Below are 18,376 nucleotides of genomic sequence, written 5' to 3' on the forward strand. Positions count from 1 at the left end.
TTCCGTAAAGGCCTGAACCATGGTTACCGTTTTGCGTCATCACACGCTCGCCATCCTGCTGTTCGCCGGGTGGCTCGGCTTGTCGTTGTTTTCCCTGGCGCCACGCAACGCTGTCGCCGCCGAGACGGATCCGGCCCTGGGCAGCGTGACCGATCTGCTCGGGCGCCAGGTCAAGGTGCACCTCCCGGTCCGGCGGGTGATCCTCGGCGAAGGTCGCCAGTTGTACCTGGTGGCGGCGCTGGACACGCAAAACCCCATCGAACGCATCGTTGGTTGGCGCAAGGACCTGATCCAGTCCGATCCGGACACCTACGGCGCCTACCTGCGCAAATATCCCGACATCGCCAAGATCCCGACCTTCGGTGGCTTCGAGGACGGCACCTTCGACATCGAGCAGGCGATTTCCCAGCGTCCGGATGTGATCATCCTCAATATCGAAGCCCAGCACGCCACCGAGGATGCGCGCTACATCGAAAAGCTCGACGCCTTGGGCATCCCGGTGGTCTACGTCGACTTTCGCAACAACCCGATGCAGAACACCGAGCCGACCATGCGCCTGTTCGGCCAATTGTTCGGCAAGCAAGCCCGGGCCGAGGCGTTCATCGACTTTCGCAACCAGCAGATTCGACGCGTCACCGACGTCATCGAGGCGCGCCACCCGGCCCGGCCAAAGGTCTTCATCGAGCGCATCGGCGGCTACACCGATGATTGCTGCCTGAGCTTCGGCAACGAGAACTTCGGCCTGTTCGTCGAAATGGCCGGTGGCGACAACATTGCCAAAGGCATCATCCCCACCACGTTCGGCCAGTTGAACGCCGAGCAAGTGGTGGTCGCCAACCCGGCGCAGGTGGTGGTCACCAGTGCCAACTGGGAAGCCTTTGCCCCTGGCGGCCATTGGGTCGGCGTCGGCCCGGGGGCGGACCTGGCCCAAGCCAGGCAAAAACTGGCGTGGTACACCCAGCGGCCGGCCTATGCCGGCATCAAGGCTCAGGACGACCAGGCGTTCCACGCCATCTGGCACCAGTTCTACAACAGCCCCTATCAGTTCGTCGCCATCCAGCAATTGGCCAAATGGTTTCACCCCACGTTGTTTGCCGACCTGGACCCGGACGCCTCGTTCCGCCAATTGCACGAGCAGTTCCTGCCGGTCCCTTATGAACCGGGCTACGCCGTCAGCCTGCGCCAGGCCGAGGACAAGCCATGACCACGCTGAACGAAACCCTGGTGATGCAACGTGACACCTACCGACGCCTGGTGTTGCGCAAGCGGCTTATCCTTGGCGGGCTCGCGCTGCTGCTGATCTGCAGCGTGCTGCTTGACCTGGCCCTCGGGCCGGCGCGCTACAGCCTCGACGAAGTGCTCGGCGCGCTGTTTTCACCGGACAGCGCATCGCCCCAGGTCCGCGTGGTGATGTGGGATATCCGCCTGCCCGTGGCGCTGATGGCCGTTGCGGTCGGTGCGGCGTTGTCCCTGGCCGGCGCGCAGATGCAGACGATCCTCAACAACCCGCTGGCCAGTCCGTTCACCCTGGGCATTTCCGCCGCCGCCAGTTTCGGTGCTGCCATGGGCCTGGCATTTGGCGTGGCCTTGTTCCCGTTGGCGGCGCAGTACATGGTGCCGCTGAACGCGTTCATCATGGCCATGCTGTCGGCCTTGCTGATCCACTTCCTGAGCCTGCGCCGTGGTGTCACTGCCGAGACCATCGTGCTGCTCGGCATCGCCCTGGTGTTCACCTTCAACGCGCTGCTGGCACTGGTGCAATTCTTTGCCACCGAGCAAGCCGTGGCCGCCGTGGTGTTCTGGACAATGGGCAGCCTGACCAAAGCCACCTGGCCCAAGCTCGGGGTGATCTGCCTGGTGATCCTGGTCACCCTGCCGATTTTCGCCCGGCGTGCCTGGGCCTTGACCGCGCTACGCCTGGGAGACGACAAGGCCGCGAGTTTCGGCATCAACGTGCGCAGCCTGCGCTTTCAAACGCTGATCATGGTCAGCCTGCTCGCCTCGTTCCCGGTGGCCTTTGTCGGCACCATCGGCTTCATCGGCCTGGTCGGACCGCACATCGCACGAATGCTGATCGGTGAAGACCAGCGGTTCTTCCTGCCGGCGTCCCTGCTGACCGGCGCACTGATTCTGTCCGCCAGTTCGGTGATCAGCAAAACCCTGATTCCCGGGGCGATTTTCCCCATCGGCGTGGTGACGTCGCTGATCGGCGTGCCCTTCTTCATATCCTTGATTCTCGGCGGAAAGAAAAACTCATGGTAACGATCCGGCTGGAGAATCTCGGCGCACGCTACGGCCAGCGCACGGTCATTCACGGCGTGACCACGGCAGCCTTTGTCGGCGGCCAGGTGGTGGCGGTGGTCGGCCCCAACGCAGCGGGCAAATCCACTTTGTTCAAGCGCATGGCCGGCTTGATCGACGGCCCCGGGCAAGTGGTTCTGGAAGACTCGAAAAAGGGACCGCAGGGCATCAGCTACATGCCCCAAGGCTTGAACGCCAGCGCCCGGTTGACGGTGTACGAGTCGGTGTTGCTGGCGCGAAAGCAGCTTACGCCGGGCTGGGTCGTCCACGATGATGAACTGAAGTTGGTGGATGACATTCTCGCCGCGCTGGGCATCACCGAACTGTCGTTCCGTAATCTCGGCGAGCTCAGCGGCGGACAGCAGCAACTGGTGTCGATCGCCCAGACCCTGGTGCGCGAACCGGAAATCCTGCTGATGGATGAACCGACCAGCGCCCTGGACATGCACCGGCAAGTCCAGGTGCTGAACTTCATGCGGGCCCTGGCGCGCAAACGCCAGGTCATTGTGTTCATCGCCATCCATGACCTGAACCAGGCGCTGCGCTTTGCCGACCAGGTGCTGGTCATCGCCGACGGCACCGCCCAGGGCAGCGGCCCAAGCGCCGAGGTGATCAGCGAATCGATGCTGCGCAAGGTCTACAAGGTCGAGGCGCGGATCGAGCAATGCAGCCGCGGCGAGCTCCATATCCTGATCGACGACATCGTCTGAGCGCACACCCGGGCCTTGCGTCGAAGGCCCGAGGTTGCAAGAGCTAGGCGACTTTGAAGCGATTGACCAACTGTTGCTGGTGCTCGGCCAGGCGCGCCAGTTCCTGGCTGGTGATGGCCGTCTGCTCGGCGCCGGCACTCACTTGGATCACCAGGTCGTTGATCTCGTTCACGTTGCGATTGATGTCTTCGGACACCGCGCTCTGCTCTTCGGCCGCGGAGGCGATCTGGATGTTACGGTCGCTGATCGTCGCCACCCCCTCGGCGATCTCCACCAGCAACTCCCCCGCGCGCTCGACTTTGCTCGCCCCGTCCTGGGCCTTGTCCAGGGTCTGCTGCATGGACAGCGCCGCACGATCCGAACCGGCCTGCAGGTTGCTGATCATCTGTTGAATGTTGCCCGTGGACTCCTGGGTCTTTTGTGCCAGGGTGCGCACTTCGGAGGCGACCACCGCAAAACCGCGGCCATGGTCACCGGCCCGCGCCGCTTCAATCGCCGCATTGAGCGCCAACAGATTGGTCTGTTCGGCAATGCCGCGAATCACATCGAGCACCGAGGAAATGGCATCGCTTTCCAGCTTGAGATCATCAATGATTTGCGCGGTCTCCTCGGCCTGCCCGGACAATTGGCGGATCAGCCCGATGGTGCTTTCGATTTCCACGCGCCCTTGGGCCGTGCTGAGGTTGACCTGTTGCGACATGTGCGCCGCATCGTTGGTACTTTGCGCCACCTCGCGCACCGTGGCGCTCATCTGATTGATCGCCGTGGCCACCAGCTCGGTGCCTTGGCGCTGTTGCTCGACACTCATGCTGGTCTGGACCGTCACCGTGGAAGACTCTTGCGCGGCGGTGGCCACTTGCGCCGTGGCGTTGCCGATTTCCTGCACGATCTCGCTGATCTCCTGCGCCATGCGATTGAGGTTGCGCGAGATCTGGCCGAACTCATCGCGGCCTTCATAGGTGGCCCTGGCGGTGAGGTCACGCTGTGCCAGGCCGTTCAGGGCCTGGTTCACATCGCGCACCGCCAGATCAATCAGGCGGATGATCACATACGACAACACCGTCACCGCCAGCAGCGCCACGACGACCGCAGCGACGGTCAGCCACAACGCACGACTTGCTTCATCGCGGCCGTGAATCGCCAAGCGGCTGATGCTTTGACCGAGGGCGTCTTCCACCTGGCTCATCATATCGATGCGCTGAGTGGAGAGTTCAAACCAGGCCTCTGGCTTGATGCCCAGCGACTGGCCCAATGGCACTTCGAAAGCCAGGCGCTGCAACTTACCGACTTCGACCGCAGCGGGCTTGAGCATCTGCTCGGTGAACTGTTGAAGCAAGACGGGTTGGGCCTGGCGGCGGAACGCGTCGGAATACGCAGAGAACTCACCAAGATTGCGGCTAAAGCGCGACAACAAGGTCTCATCGAAACGATCCTGGCTGAATACCAGGCCCAGCACGACCCGTTCGCGTCCGGCCCGCTCTTTCATCTCGATAAACTGATTGAGGGCATTGAGCGCATGAACAATGGTGGCGTTGTTGATCGTCGCTTCCAAAGAGTGGGTATAGCCCATGAGCGCTTGAATGATCTCGGTATAACGAACACCGGATTCGGTGCTGCTGATACCCAACTTATCCACTTGCCCACGAATGACGGGCAACTGGTCCAGTGCTTGGAGAACATTGTCCAATTGCGCACTGTCCGACCCAGACAACCCACGCACCACCTTGGCCGAGGCATTGGAATCCTGGCGCGCCTGGGCCATCCGTTCACCCATGGACTTGCCGCCGCTGCCCAGGAAAACCCCGCTGGCGCCGCGCTCGCGCTGCAATACCGTGATCAGTTGACTCAACTTCTGTGCCGTGGCGCTGGCGGCGACCGTGGCGTCCATATCGCGCAGGGTCTTGTAGTTGTCCACGATAAAGACGCCGGCCAAGGACAAGAATCCCAACAGGGGAAGTAGCAGGATCAATAAAAGTTTCAGACGCAGCGGTGCATTCCTGAGCATTTCCGTTCAAGCCTCATTTCATATTGAATTAATGACGCGTGAACTTGTTGTATGAGGGTTGTTATACACGCTGACGTGGGGCGATCTTAACGCAATACCAAATAGCCATCACCCCTGTTATTGCTCCGCTTGGCACTTATAACGGCGATGACGCGGGCATTTCGATTTGCCTTGATCAGGGTCAAGCTTTCGACAAATAAACGGGAAGTATCCGGTAAGGGAAAGTGCTTAACGATAGGCGCGCATTTCATCCCATTGGAGACCCCATGCATTCGGGGATGACAAGATTCAGATTGCCGGGCGCTCCCAATTTCCCTGTGGGAGCAAAGCTTGCTCGCGATAGCAGCGGCCCAGCAGGCATTGATGTTGGATGTGCCGCCGTCATCGCGAGCAGGCTCGCTCCCACATTTTGTCCAGCGTACACATCACCCTGTGGGAGCGAGCTTGCTCGCGAAAGCGGTGGGTCAGCTTGCAGCCATTTTGACTGGGCCGACGCCTTCGCGAGCAAGCTCGCTCCCACAGGGGTGATACGCGGCCTCAGGCAATCCCGCCGTCAGGCACCGCAAGCGTGCCGGGCTGTGGAGCGCGGCTTGGCCGGAAAGTCTCGGGCATCGCCAGCAACAGGCCGAACGCCAAGGCGGCAATCGCTGCCAGGGTCAGGAATGCAGCGCTGTAGCCAGCCCCCTGCACGACGAAGCCGGCCAGGCTGTTGCTCAACGCGGCGCCCAGCCCGAACACCGTCGACAACACCCCAAGGCTGACGTTGAAACGCCCGGTGCCCTGGGTCAGGTCCTTGACCACCAGGGGAAACAGCGCGCCAAACAGTCCGGCACCGATACCGTCCAGCAACTGCACCGCCACCAACCAGTAGGGGTCGTCCGAAAGCACATACAGCACACCGCGGATGGGCAGGATCAGGAAGCCGGCCAGCAGCAACGGCTTGCGGCCCCAGGCATCGGCCTTGACCCCCACCAGCCACGCCATGGGCACCATGACCAGCTGCGCCGCAACGATACAGGCCGACGTCAGCAGCGTGGCCAGGTGCACGTTGGCCTGGGCCAGCTTCTGGCTGACCAGCGGGAGCATCGCCGCGTTCGCCAGGTGGAACAGCCCGCAGCACATGGCGAACAACAGCAGCGTGCGGTTATCCAGCAAGATCCGCAGCGCCGAAGGTACCGGGCCGTGGACCACCTGCCCCGCCTCCAGCCCTCGGGCCACGTCATGGTCGATGGCCTCGGCGGACACGCAACTGACCGCCACGATGCTGGCCAATGCCATCGCGGCCATCAGGTAGAACACCGCAATGGGACCGAACAGCCAGGCGAACCCACCCGCCAGCAGCGCTGCGCAGGCATTGCCCGCGTGGTTGAATGTCTCGTTGCGCCCAGTGCGCCGCGTAAAGGCCTTGGCGCCAGTAATGCCCAGGGAGATGGCGGCAATAGCTGGCGCAAAGACCGAGGCCGCCACAGCGCCAAGCGCCTGGGTCAACGCCACCAGGCCGAAGGACGACGTGAACGGCAGCACCAGGCAACCGAGCGTCACCATCAAGGCCGCCACGGCCACCACGGCACGTTTGCTGTGTACCCGGTCGATCAACGCGCCAGCCGGCGCTTGGGCAACGAGCCCGGCCATCGCCGCCACCGTCATGACCACGCCAATGCTGGCCGGGTCCCAGCGATGCACCGCCAACAGGTAGATCGCCAGGTACGGGCCCAAACCATCGCGGACATCCGCGAGGAAAAAATTCAGGCCATCCAGGGAAAGGTTGTTGCGTCGGTCTTGGTTTCGATCCACAGCGGCCTCGACGAGGGCTTTGCCCAAAGATGATTGGCGCCAAGGTGTACGGTCACACGAGACGACGGTTTGCGCCCTGCGTCACCAACGCTGCGTGACGGGGCGCGCAAAGCATCCTACCAAAAGGGTGTACTGTTCACTTAAGAGCGCTGATAAATCCGTGGCGAGGGAGCTTGCTCCCGCTGGGTCGCGAAGCGGCCCCAAAACCTGCCAAACGCGTAACACAGACACACCTCACCCGCCGGCTCACGACCGCTTCGCAGCCGAGCGGGAGCAAGCTCCCTCGCCACAAGTCCGTCGTTGTTTCTTAAATAAACTGCACGCCCTACCAAAGCGCGATGTCGTAGGTGAAGTAGATCCGATTACTGTCACGCCCCCGTGAAAAGTCCGAGCGATAGACGTAGTTTCGCACCTTCACCCCCAGCCCCTTGAACGTGCCCTGCTGCACCACGTACGCGATCTCCGCGTCACGTTCCCACTCTTTGACCGCGGTGTTGGACTTGCCATCGTTACCGCTCAGGTAGCGGGTGGAGAATGTCAGGCCAGGCACACCGAGGCGCGCGAAGTCGTAGCCGTAACCGAGCATCCAGGTCTTCTCATCTTCCTCGATGAACTTGCCGATCCCGACGTTGCTGAAGGAGTACACCGTGGCGCCACTGATGTAAGGCAGGCCCGCCTCGCCGCTGAGGGTCTGGTAACCGGCACTCAACGTATGGCCGACAACGGCGTAGGACAGCGACCCGCTGAGCATGTCGTTGTCGATCTTGCCGCCGTAGGCCGAACCCGAATCGACGCTGTTGAAATAGCGCAGGTCGCTGGTCAGTACCCCGGCACCCAAGGGCAGATCATGCTGGATGCCAGCAAAATTCTGCCGATAGAAATTCTCCAGCTCGCCATAGAAGTAGCTCAGGCGGACGTTCTTACCCAACTTGTAGTCGGCGCCGGCATAGCTGAAGTCACCGGACTCATCGCCGCCGTAGCCATCGGGCACGATGGGCATGCTGTCGCTCGAATCCCGCAGTTTGAAACGCTCCAGACGCCCGCCGGTGAGGGTGAGGTTATCGATGTCACTGCTGCTGACCTGGGTGCCTTGGTAGGTCTGGGGCAACAGCCGCGCATCGTTGTAGATCAGCACTGGGGTCTTGGGCAGCAAGGTGCCGTGCTTGAGCGTGGTCTTCGCGAACCGGGCCTTGGCGGTCATGCCCGCGCTGGCGAACTCGTCGGCGGCGCGACCGTCGTCATGCACCGGTAGCAGGCCGGTGCCGCTGCGGCCGCGCCCGGAGTCGAGCTTGACCCCGAGCAGGCCCAGGGCATCGACGCCGAAACCGATCGTGCCCGGCGTAAAGCCTGACTGGTAATCCAGCAGGAAACCCTGGGCCCATTCGGTGCGCTCACTCTTGGCCGTCCTCGCCGCCCGTGCGCTCATGCCGTGCTCATCGCGGAAATTTTCGTTGAAATAGACGTTGCGCAGTTGCAGCTTGAGCTTGCTGTCGTCGATGAAACCTTCGGCGCTGGCCGTGGCCAGGGGCAACAGGCCAAGGATTGGAAACAAGGCCCCGCGGGTAAGCAAAGTGGTCATGTCGAGTTACTCGTTGTTATTGGGCGTGCAGGCCGGCGCACACCCCCTTGCGGGGCGTGTCAGGCAGGCAGCTAAAAGTGCGGTGGGTGAATCAGGAGAACAGCGTCAGCGCCCCGGTCAGCAGGGCCAATGCAGTAATGACCAGGGAGGTGAGCACCGCCCATTTGATGGTTGCCTTCTGGAAGTCGCCCAGGTCGCGGTCGACCATGCCCACCAGCAACAGGGTCGAGGCCACCAGCGGACTCATCAGGTGCACCGGCTGGCCAAGAATGGACGCCCGGGCAATTTCCACCGGATCGATCCCGTAGGCCGCCGCGGCGTTAGCCAGGATCGGCACGACACCGAAGTAGTAGGCATCGTTGGACAACACGAACGTCAGCGGCATGCTGGTAATCGCCACCACCAACGGGAACAGATGGCCCCAGGACGGCGGAATCCAGTCCACCAGGGTTTGTGCCAACGCATCGACCATCTTCGTCCCGGAGAAAATCCCGGCGAAGATGCCCGCGGCAAACACCAGCAGGACCACGGTCATGGCATTGCCCGAATGGGCGAGAATGCGTTCCTTCTGAATATCCAGTTGCGGATAGTTGATCATCAGCGCCAGGACAAAACCGATCAGGAACAGGATCGCCGAGTGCATGAGCCCCATCACCAGCGCGACCATCACCGCGACCACCAACAGCAGGTTGACGTAGGCCAGTTTCGGACGTTTGTGGGGCGTGTCTTCCATGATCGCGTTGATGTAGCAATTACCACCGCCGCTTTGCAGCTGGACATTGCCGATGCGCTTGCGCTCGGCACGGCCCAACAGGAACGCCGTGAACACCACCCATGCGGCCCCACCGATCATGGTCGGCAGCAACGGCACGAAGTACTCACCGGCATCCAGGCCCAGGGCTGCGATGGCACGGGTCGCCGGGCCGCCCCAAGGGGTCATGCCGCTCATGATGCTCAAGGAGAGCATGGAAACGGTCGCCAGGATCATCGGGTTCATGCCGATGCGCTTATACAGCGGCAGCATCGCGGCACAGGTGATCATGTACGTCGTCGTGCCGTCACCGTCCAGCGCCACCAACAGCGACAACAGCGCAGTGCCCACGGCGATTTTCATCGGGTCGCCATTGACCCGCTTGAGGATCTTGCGGATCAGCGGGTCGAACAGGCCGGCGTCGATCATCAAGCCGAAAAACAGGATCGCGAACAACAGCAGTGCCGCTGACGGCGCGACCATCTTCAGGCCATCCAGCATCATCTTGCCGGTGGTCCCGCCAAAGCCGCCAAGCACGGCAAAGACGATCGGCACCACCGTCAGGGCGACGATGGGCGACAGCCGTTTGGTCATTATCAGGAAGGTGAAGACCACCACCATGGCCAAGCCAAGTAAAGCGAGCATATGTCAGATCTCTTGTTGTTATTGAGTCGCTGATGCAATGACGAGGTCTGCCTGGCTAACCGGCCAGGCGCCGGGAAACCGTGGCGTATACAAAACCTGAAAAAAGGCGGCGGGCGGTGCGTACTACCGAGGCTCGAATGGTCTCACCCGTTTTGCCGGTGTAGGACAACACGACATCGATACCGCCGCTAGGGTGCTCGATGCGAACCTGCTCCAAACGAGGCTCGCCGCCGCCACCGATCAGGTTGGCCGCGACACTGCCGTGGGTCACGCAAGCCGTCGCCAGGCCGATGGAGCCGGTGATCGCCAAGGCGCGGTGGCAGCTGTGGGGCATGAAGTAGCGCACCTGGAGGGTCCCGCCAGACTTGGCCGGCGACACCAGGACCGGCTTGGGGATCACCATGTCGCTGACGTCACCCAGGCCCATCGCCCGGCCCGCTTTGAGCCGCAAGGATTCCAGGCGCCGCATGAATGCCTTGTCGGCGTCCAGTTCAGCGGGGCTTTCGTCACCGCGCTTGCCCAGTTGGCTGGCCTCGACGATCAGCATCGGCATCGCCATGTCAATGCAGGTCACCGCAATGCCGTCGATCATGTCCAGGGGTTGCCCGGTCGGGAAGAGCTTGCCCGTCTTGCTGCCCGCGGCATCGAGGAAGGTCAGTTGCACCGGGGCGGCCGTACCGGGCACGCCATCGATGGCGGTGTCGCCTTCATAGCTGACCTTGCCTTTCGGGGTTTGCACGTCGGAATTCACGAAAGTCCCGGTATTGAGGTTGCGAATGCGCACCCGGGTCAGCTCGCCGGTAGCCTTGACCAGCCCCTGCTCGATGGCGAACGGGCCGACGGCGCAGAGCATGTTGCCGCAGTTGGGCGCGGTGTCGACCCGACGTTGGGAAACCATGACTTGGACGAACAGATAATCGACGTCGGCTTCCGGATGCAGCGATGGGCTGACGATCGCCACCTTGCTGGTCTGTGGGCTGCCGCCGCCGATGCCGTCGATTTCCAGTTCGTGGCCGGACCCCATCAGGTTGATCAGCAACTCGTCGCGTTCGGCGATGGCGACCGGCAGATCCCAGGCGAGAAACACCGGGCCTTTTGACGTACCGCCGCGCATCAGCACACAAGGGATTCGCTTCATGAACATTAACTCTTGTTGATCAATCTGGATAATTGATGTTCTGGACACAAGAGTGGCAGGGTTTAAAAAGTGTTTCCAATGCAAAGATCGTCGTCATTATTGCGTTTCACAAAAGAATTATTCTAGGATTCGCCCGGGACTCACCGCCCTTCCCCAGCGAGAGAAAACATGGAATATGAGCTGCAGGACATACGATCTTTCGTGAAAATCGCCGAACTTGGCAGTTTCCACGAGGCCGCCGATGCGTTGCACCTGTCCCAACCCGCCTTGAGCCGACGGATGAAAAAACTCGAGGAAGGCTTGGGGACCGCTTTGCTCGATCGCACCACCCGCAAGGTCAGCCTGACGAGCGTCGGCCGTGACTTCCTGCCCAAGGCGCGACGCCTGCTGGATGATTTCGACGACTCGATCCTCAATATCCGCGAGCTGGCGGAGCGACAGATCGGCCGGGTGACCTTGGCCTGCATCCCCACGGCGGCGTTCTATTTCCTGCCTTCGGTGATCCGCCTCTACAACGAGCGCTACCCGAAAATCCGCATCCGCCTGCTCGACCTCAGCGCCAATGAAGGGCTCGAAGCGGTGTTGCGCGGCGAAGCCGATTTCGGCATCAACATGATGAGCGGCCAGCACCCGGACATCGAGTTCGTGCCCCTGGTCAACGAACCCTTTGTGCTGGCCTGCCGGCGCGACCATGAGTTGGCCGAACGCAGCGCGGTCACCTGGTCGGAACTCAGCGATTACCGGTTGATCGGCGTTGGCCGCCTGAGCGGCAACCGCATGCTCCTGGACCACGCGCTGTCGGGCCTGAGCTGGCGCCCGCAGTGGTTCTACGAAGTGCAGCACCTGTCCACGTCGTTAGGACTAGTGGAGGCTGGCCTGGGCGTGTCGGCGATGCCCAGCCTGGCGATGCCGGCCGGGGACCATCCAACGCTGGTCAGCGTGCCGCTGATCGAGCCGGTGGTAAACCGCTCGCTGGGCCTGGTCTACCGCCGGGGCGCATCGCTCTCCCCGGCCGCGGAGAAATTCGTCTCGATCCTGCTTGAACAGTGGCCGCAATGAAGCGAGAGCCGCCACACCACCAGCGCAGCGAGGCTGATCGAGACGCCCAGCAGGCTGACCGCCATCCAGCCCCATAGCGCGAAGACCTGGGTTGCGGCCATCGCGCCCAGTGCACTGCCCACCGAGTAGAAACACATGTAGGCGCCGACCATGCGGCTTTGGGCGTCAGGCCGTGCAGCGAAAATCAGGCTCTGGTTGGTGACGTGCACGGCTTGCACTGCGAAGTCGAGCAACACCACACCGCAGACCAGCGCAATCAGGGAGGTCTCGGTCAACGCGATGGGCAGCCAGGAAAGCGTCAGGAGCCCCAGGGACCAGCCGGTAACCCGTTGTCCAAAGCCTCGGTCAGCCCAGCGTCCGGCGCTTCTGGCCGCCAGGGCTCCTGCGACGCCGGCCAGGCCAAACAGGCCGATGGTGGTATGGGAAAGCGCCAGCGGCGCGGCGCTCAACGGCAGCACCATGGCCGTCCATAACACCGAAAAAGCGGCAAAGACCAGCAAGGCCAGCAACCCCCTGGTCCGTAGCATCGGCTCGGTCACGAACAGCATGAACAGCGAGCGGATGAGCGCCAGGTAGGGCTCCCGGTTGCGGGGCGACACGGTGGCAGGCACCACGGCCCAGAACACCACCGCGATGATCAGCATCAAGCCCGAGGAAACGAAATAAACCCCGCGCCAGCCCGCCAGATCGGCGATCACTCCAGAGATGAACCGCGCCAGGAGAATCCCCAGGACGACGCCACTGGTGACGGTTCCCACGGCCTGTCCCCGTTGGGAGGGCGAGGACAGCGCGGCGGCATAGGCCACCAGCACCTGGACGACCACCGCCAGCAGCCCCATCACGATCAGGGCGCCCAGCAACGCCAACCAATGCTGGGCTGCGCCGACGGCCGCCAGCGCAATCGCAGACAACACCAATTGGGCGAACACCAACCGTTTACGGTCGACCTTGTCCCCCAGCGGGACGATGAACAGCAACCCCAGCGCGTAACCCACCTGGGTGGCCGTCACCACAACCCCGATCAACCCTGAAGCGACACCCAGACTCTCGGCCATCGACGCGAGCAAGGGCTGGGCAAAGTAGACGTTGGCGACGGCCAGTGCGCAGGTCACGGAGAACAATAATGTGAGCGACGGCGAAAGGCCCGGGCAATGGTCGCCATGTTGTTCACCCAAGGAACACGAGGACCCCGTGGCGAGGGAGCTTGCTCCCGCTGGGCTGCGAAGCGGCCCCTCTTGTGAGCACTTCGCACTCAAGCGGGAGCAAGCGCCTTCGCCACACTGATTTTCCGAAGGCTGCGGGGTGAAACAGTCGGCCTCTGCTGTCATGCACGTCTCCTTGGCGCTAAACTGGTTTCAATTAAAAACCTAACTGAATTGTTGCTCGATCAGGTTTCAATTTGCAACCACAAGATTCCGGCCAACTTGGCAATGCTTTTCCAGAGGGTCAATGAAATGGAAACGGCTCCATCGCAAAACAACGAATGCCCGGTCGCCAGAACACTGGCCGTGATAGGCGATCGCTGGTCGCTGATGATCATCCGCGACGCCTTCGACGACATCCGCCGCTTCAGTGAATTCCAAAAAAGCCTGGGCGTGGCCAAGAACATCCTGGCATCGAGGCTCAAAGCCTTGGTCGAGGTCGGCGTGTTCGATGTTCGCCCCGCCTCGGATGGAAGCGCCTACAAGGAATACGTCCTGACAGAGAAAGGACGGGAGATTTTTCCAGTGGTGGTCAGCCTGCGGCAATGGGGTGAACGCTTCCTGTTCGAGCCGGGAGAAACGCGCTCCGTGCTGCTGGACAACGCCTCCGGCCAGGCGCTCATGCCGATGGAGGTTCGCTCGGCAAGCGGGGCAAAACTTGGACCGTTTGATTGCCACAGATTGAGACGGATTGTTGGCGAATCGTAAAGCGACGGTAGAATCCCCCCTTGCCAGGACGATTTCGAGGTCATTACTTCACGGCCTTTTGACTCGACCCGGCCAGGTTTTCCAGCAACGCCAAGGCCTGGTCGAAATCGAAACGCTCGGCGTGCTGGACGACCCGGCGCAACTGCTCGGCCAGCCTGGGGTCGGAGGTCAGCCTCGGCAGCGGGTGCAGGACCGTCAGCGCCTGCGTATCACTCTCGACCAGCAAGTCCCTGGCTTGGGCCAGCCGCGCCTGTAACTCGGCGTCGGAATGTGACACAGGCAGCGACTCGGTGGCTGGCCCCGGCTCCGTTAGCCCCGCCAGCCCTTCCAGCACTAGATTTAGGCAGCGCTCCACCTCCACCAGCCGATCAGCCACGACCTCCTCCTGGGAGCCGGTCAGGCAGGCCTGCTCCAAGTCGGCGGCAGCGCTCGCGACGTCATTGGCGCCGATGTTGCCCGCTGTGCCGCGCAGGGTATGGGCCAGGCGTGTCGACACTGAACAATCATCATCGCTACGGGCGGCCAGGAACTCGGTGCTGAAGGCACGGTGACTGGAGATGAACTTGCGCAGCAGGCGCAGGTAAAGGTCGACCTTGCCCATGCAAGTGGCCAGGCCGGCTCTCTGGTCGATGCCCGGAAGTTCAGCGGACAAGTGCTTGCCAGCCGGTATGGGCAACGCTGAAGTTTCCTGCGCCTGGGCGTTACGACCGGGCGCAGGATGTATCCACTTGGCCAGTGTGACGAACATGCCCTCGACGTTCAGCGGCTTGGAGATATGGTCGTTCATACCGCTGGCCAAGGCCCGCTCCCGGTCTCCCGCCATGGCGTCGGCGGTCATGGCGATCACCGGCAACTCAGCCCAGCGCGACTGCTCGCGAATCTTGCGAGTAGCGGTATAACCATCCATGACTGGCATCTGGCAGTCCATCAGTACGCCGTCGAAATCATCATCGTGCGCCAACAGGTCGAGTGCTTCTTCACCATGGATGGCCACGCACAGTTCGATGCCAGCGCTGCCCAGCAGCTCGCAGGCCAACTCGCGGTTCAGTTCATTATCTTCAACAAGCAGCAGGCGCGCGCCACGCAGGCTAGCCATCGCATTGGCATTCTGCCCGGATCGCTCACCGGCCCGAGTGTCGGCCTGAGGGACCTTGCCGAGCACCGTGCCGATCGCCTCGAGCAGCGTGGACGGCGTCACCGGTTTGGTCAGCACCACCGGCAACTGGATGCCGTGCCGGCTGGCCTCTTCGCGCGCCTCCTCGCGCCCGAATGCGGTGACCATAATGACCGAAGGTGTTTGCGCCAGGTCGGTGGCATGCATCTGTCGCACCGTTTCCACACCGTCCATGCCGGGCATGCGCCAATCCATCAACACCAGGTCATAGGGCAGTGTCTTGCGCTCCGCCTCCACCAGCATCCCCAACGCCGCGCGACCACTCTGTGCCACGTCCACCTCGACACCAAAACTGCGCGCCATGCTGGAGAGAATCTCGCGCGCGCTGGCGTTGTCGTCAACCACCAGCACGCGAACGCCGAGTAGCTCATCGGCCGTAAACATTCGCCGCGGCACAGCGTCGCGCTGCACGCCGAGGCTCACCTCGAAATGGAAGACCGAGCCCTGGCCGAGTTCGCTTTCTCCCCAGATTCGTCCGCCCATCAGCTCCACCAAGTGCTTGGAAATGGCCAGACCCAGACCGGTGCCACCGTACTTGCGCGTGGTGGAGCTATCGGCCTGGCTGAAGGGTTGGAACAGCCGACTGCATTGCTCGGGGCTCATGCCTATGCCACTGTCGCGCACCCAGAAATGCAACTGTGCCTGTTCCTCGCCGCCACCCAGTCGCTCCACCCCCACCACGACCTCGCCCTGCTCAGTGAACTTTGCCGCATTGTTGCCCAGGTTGATCAACACCTGGCCCAGGCGCAACGGATCGCCGATCAGCGCCGTCGGCAGCCCTGCCGGGGTATTGAACAGCAGCTCCAGGCCTTTGTCCTCGACCTTCAGGCCAATCATGCTGACGAAGCCGTCGAGCACGTCTTCCAAGTGGAAGGGAATAGCCTCGAGGTGCATCCTCCCGGCCTCGATCTTGGAGAAGTCCAGGATGTCGTTGATGATCCCCAGCAGATTCTCCGCCGAGCGGTGCACCTTCTCGATGTAGTTGCGCTGCCGATGGTCCAGCTCGGTGCGCAGGGCCAGGTGGCTCATGCCAATAATCGCGTTCATCGGCGTGCGGATCTCGTGGCTCATGGTGGCCAGGAATTCGCTCTTGGCCCGGGTCGCTTCCTCGGCGATCTCCCGCGCCAGGTGCACCTCGGCCTCGGCGGCCTTGCGATCGGTAATGTCGAAGTACCAGTTGGCGCGAATGACTCGCTCGCGCTGCTCCAGCGTCGCCGCCGAAACCAGTACCTCGAAGCGCTCACCCTCGCGACGCTGCAAAGTGGCTTCGAAGTTCAGCACCGCGCCCTGCTCTGCTGCTGCGACAAAGCGCTGGTGTGCCTGCTGATCAACCCAGAAACGCCCCGGATCGGTGCCTTCGAGTTGAATGATATCGACACCGAACAGGTTTTCGAACTGCGGGTTGCAGTAGGTCGGACGACCTTCAATGTCCCTGATCAACATGGCCACCGGGCTGCTGTCGAGTACCGCGCGCAGTTGTTCCTCGCTGACTTTGAGCGCCGCCTGCAACTGGCGACGCTCGGTGACGTCACGCACCGAGGCACACACGCATACCCCACGGCCCTCCAGGCTCGGCAGGCGCGACAGGCCGATCTCCACCGAAAACAGACTGCCATCCTTGCGTACCCCCTGCAGGTCGTCCAGGCCGGCACCCATCTGCCGAGTATCGCCGTGGGCAATGAAGCCGTTGCGCAACTCGACGTGGCGCCCGCGACTCGCCACCGGCACCAGACGCTCGATAGCCTCGCCCACCAACTCGCCAGCGCTGTAGCCGAACAACCGGTCCAATTGCTGGTTGGTCCGCAGGATGCGCCCGTCAGCCCCCACGACCAGCATGCCGTCCGGTGCCGCCTCGATGATCCCGCGATACCAGGCCTCGGTGGCGCGCAGTGCCGATTGCTGGGCTTCGAGCTCCTGGGCCTGACGCTCCAACTGCAGCGCCTGTTCCGCCATTTCATCGGCTTGCCGACGGGTTTCCGCCAGCAGTACCTGGACGGCCTGATTACGTTCCAGGATGGCCATCGCCGCAGCCAAGCGAGGGGTCGCCTCCTGAAGCAGCAGTGACTGATCATCATCCAAGGGTTTTAATCCAGCGAGTTCGAGCACGCCGAGCAGCCGCTCTCCACGCTGAATCGGTTGCAGCACCAGGCACGTGGCGGGGATCTCACCGAGCTGCGAATGCAGGCGCCAATAGTGCTCAGGCAACGCGTGCATCTGGCGTGCCTGACGATCAACCGCGCATTGGCCCAGCAAACCATCGCCGAATATGACCTGCGCCTGCGGTGGCCGCTCGGAATCGGTGGCATAGCCGCCCATCAGCACCAGTCGGGTAGCGTCCTGATGAGCGCTGTAGAGAACGCCCTGGCAAATGCCGAGCAGGTTCGCCATATGCTGTAGGAACACCTGCGCCAGTTCGTCGGGAGCCTCAGCTTGCTGCAGGTCAATCTGTAACTGAGCGATCTGCGCCTTGACCGACCGCTGGCGTTCCAACTGTTGAGACTCGATTTGCAGTTTGGCGATGGCCCGCGCAAGGTCGCCGGTCTCGTTATTCAAGTCCGTATGCGGAATCGGCTGATCGAGCTTTCCTGCGGCCAACTGGTCCACGGCGACTCGCACTCGGTTCAGCGGGTGGCGGATCGACTGGCTGACCAGCCAGCAAAGCAGCAGCGCCAGCGTCAATCCGCCGAGCAACAGGGTGTAGGTCAGCGTGGTGCTGCGCTCGGCAAAGTCGGCAATCTCCTTGGCCGTGTCGCGGATCGAAGCCTCCTTGACCTCAGCGATTGCATGCAACAGGGCATCGGCCTGCTGATCGAGGCGTTGGAACTCGCTGCTGTTGAGCAGTAACATTGCTTGGCTCTGGCGGCCCAGATCGATCAATGCAAAGGCCCGCTCCCCCTCTCGCTGCAACTGTTGCAGCAGCACATCGAACTCGGCGAGACGTGCCAGGTTCTCCGCGCGCCTCAAGGTTGACTTGGCCTCGGCCAGCGACCGGTGCAGCCGGGTTTGAGTGTTACGCAAATGTTGCAGCGACTCGACGCGCACGTCCGCGCTGTCCGTCCCCACGGCACGCTGCAGCGCCTGCACCAGATGCGGCAATTGCACCCGGGCTTCGTGCAGGTGTTCCATGCCCACCAGTTCCTGGGTATAGAGATTCTGCATGTCCCGCTTCAGCGACTCCTGAGTACGTAGACTCTGCACGCCGAGAACCAACACCAGGAGTAATAACGTGGCAAAACCGAGGATCAACTTGTGGCGAAGCGGGAGACGTTCAAGCAGGGTGCGTAATCTGACCATGACATACCCCGGTGAC

General features: G+C 62.3%; 12 protein-coding genes. 5 read left to right on the forward strand and 7 right to left on the reverse strand.

Annotation, left to right across the window (positions count from 1 at the left end; all coding sequences use genetic code 11):
• The first annotated feature begins 19 nt into the window (after window positions 1–19).
• From ACLH0I_RS17705 to ACLH0I_RS17715, 3 genes are read left to right on the forward strand one after another with little or no spacing between them, the layout of a single operon-like run.
• Complete coding sequence (locus ACLH0I_RS17705; protein ID WP_250964818.1) at window positions 20–1,204, forward strand: ABC transporter substrate-binding protein; 1,185 nt, start codon at window positions 20–22, stop codon at window positions 1,202–1,204.
• Window positions 1,201–2,262, forward strand: a complete 1,062-nt coding sequence (locus ACLH0I_RS17710) for a FecCD family ABC transporter permease (protein ID WP_411384946.1) — start codon at window positions 1,201–1,203, stop codon at window positions 2,260–2,262. Before ACLH0I_RS17705 ends, ACLH0I_RS17710 begins: the two co-directional genes overlap by 4 nt.
• Complete coding sequence (locus ACLH0I_RS17715; protein ID WP_250964816.1) at window positions 2,256–3,011, forward strand: ABC transporter ATP-binding protein; 756 nt, start codon at window positions 2,256–2,258, stop codon at window positions 3,009–3,011. Before ACLH0I_RS17710 ends, ACLH0I_RS17715 begins: the two co-directional genes overlap by 7 nt.
• Before the next feature lie 43 nt (window positions 3,012–3,054).
• Here ACLH0I_RS17715 and ACLH0I_RS17720 read toward each other — a convergent pair whose 3' ends face one another.
• The 5 genes from ACLH0I_RS17720 to ACLH0I_RS17740 form a co-directional block, all read right to left on the reverse strand.
• Window positions 3,055–5,016 carry a methyl-accepting chemotaxis protein gene (locus ACLH0I_RS17720; protein ID WP_411384947.1) on the reverse strand — a complete coding sequence of 654 codons (1,962 nt, stop codon included), beginning with the start codon at window positions 5,014–5,016 and terminating at the stop codon, window positions 3,055–3,057.
• 537 nt (window positions 5,017–5,553) lie between these two features.
• The gene (locus ACLH0I_RS17725; protein ID WP_411384948.1) at window positions 5,554–6,810 is read right to left on the reverse strand and encodes an MFS transporter; all 1,257 of its coding nucleotides are present in this window, start codon (window positions 6,808–6,810) and stop codon (window positions 5,554–5,556) included.
• A 325-nt stretch (window positions 6,811–7,135) separates the two neighbouring features.
• Complete coding sequence (locus ACLH0I_RS17730; RefSeq protein ID WP_411384949.1) at window positions 7,136–8,389, reverse strand: OprD family porin; 1,254 nt, start codon at window positions 8,387–8,389, stop codon at window positions 7,136–7,138.
• A gap of 91 nt (window positions 8,390–8,480) precedes the next feature.
• A complete protein-coding gene (locus ACLH0I_RS17735; protein WP_186705833.1) occupies window positions 8,481–9,785 on the reverse strand; it encodes a CitMHS family transporter in 1,305 nt (434 codons plus the stop codon).
• Window positions 9,786–9,840: 55 nt separating this feature from the next.
• On the reverse strand, window positions 9,841–10,923 hold the full coding sequence (locus tag ACLH0I_RS17740; RefSeq protein ID WP_411384950.1) for a 4-oxalomesaconate tautomerase: 1,083 nt from the start codon (window positions 10,921–10,923) through the stop codon (window positions 9,841–9,843).
• 168 nt (window positions 10,924–11,091) lie between these two features.
• Here ACLH0I_RS17740 and ACLH0I_RS17745 point away from each other — a divergent pair, with 168 nt between their 5' ends.
• On the forward strand, window positions 11,092–11,982 hold the full coding sequence (locus ACLH0I_RS17745) for a LysR family transcriptional regulator (protein ID WP_003200706.1): 891 nt from the start codon (window positions 11,092–11,094) through the stop codon (window positions 11,980–11,982).
• On the opposite strand, the gene ACLH0I_RS17750 is transcribed toward ACLH0I_RS17745, so the two are convergent.
• Entirely contained in the window at window positions 11,907–13,157 is a 1,251-nt protein-coding gene (locus ACLH0I_RS17750; protein ID WP_411384951.1) for an MFS transporter, read from the reverse strand. The genes ACLH0I_RS17745 and ACLH0I_RS17750 overlap by 76 nt on opposite strands.
• A gap of 279 nt (window positions 13,158–13,436) precedes the next feature.
• On the opposite strand from ACLH0I_RS17750, the gene ACLH0I_RS17755 reads away from it, so the two are divergent.
• Window positions 13,437–13,892 (forward strand): winged helix-turn-helix transcriptional regulator, encoded by a 456-nt coding sequence (locus ACLH0I_RS17755; protein ID WP_411387522.1) that lies wholly within the window; start codon window positions 13,437–13,439, stop codon window positions 13,890–13,892.
• Between the two features lie 43 nt (window positions 13,893–13,935).
• Here the strand turns inward: ACLH0I_RS17755 and ACLH0I_RS17760 are convergent, their stop codons facing one another.
• Window positions 13,936–18,360, reverse strand: coding sequence for a response regulator (locus ACLH0I_RS17760; protein ID WP_411384952.1), 4,425 nt, complete (start codon window positions 18,358–18,360; stop codon window positions 13,936–13,938).
• Between the last annotated feature and the right edge of the window lie 16 nt (window positions 18,361–18,376).

The organism is Pseudomonas sp. MPB03, from assembly GCF_046605385.1.
GTDB classification, from domain to species: domain Bacteria; phylum Pseudomonadota; class Gammaproteobacteria; order Pseudomonadales; family Pseudomonadaceae; genus Aquipseudomonas; species Aquipseudomonas zanjanensis.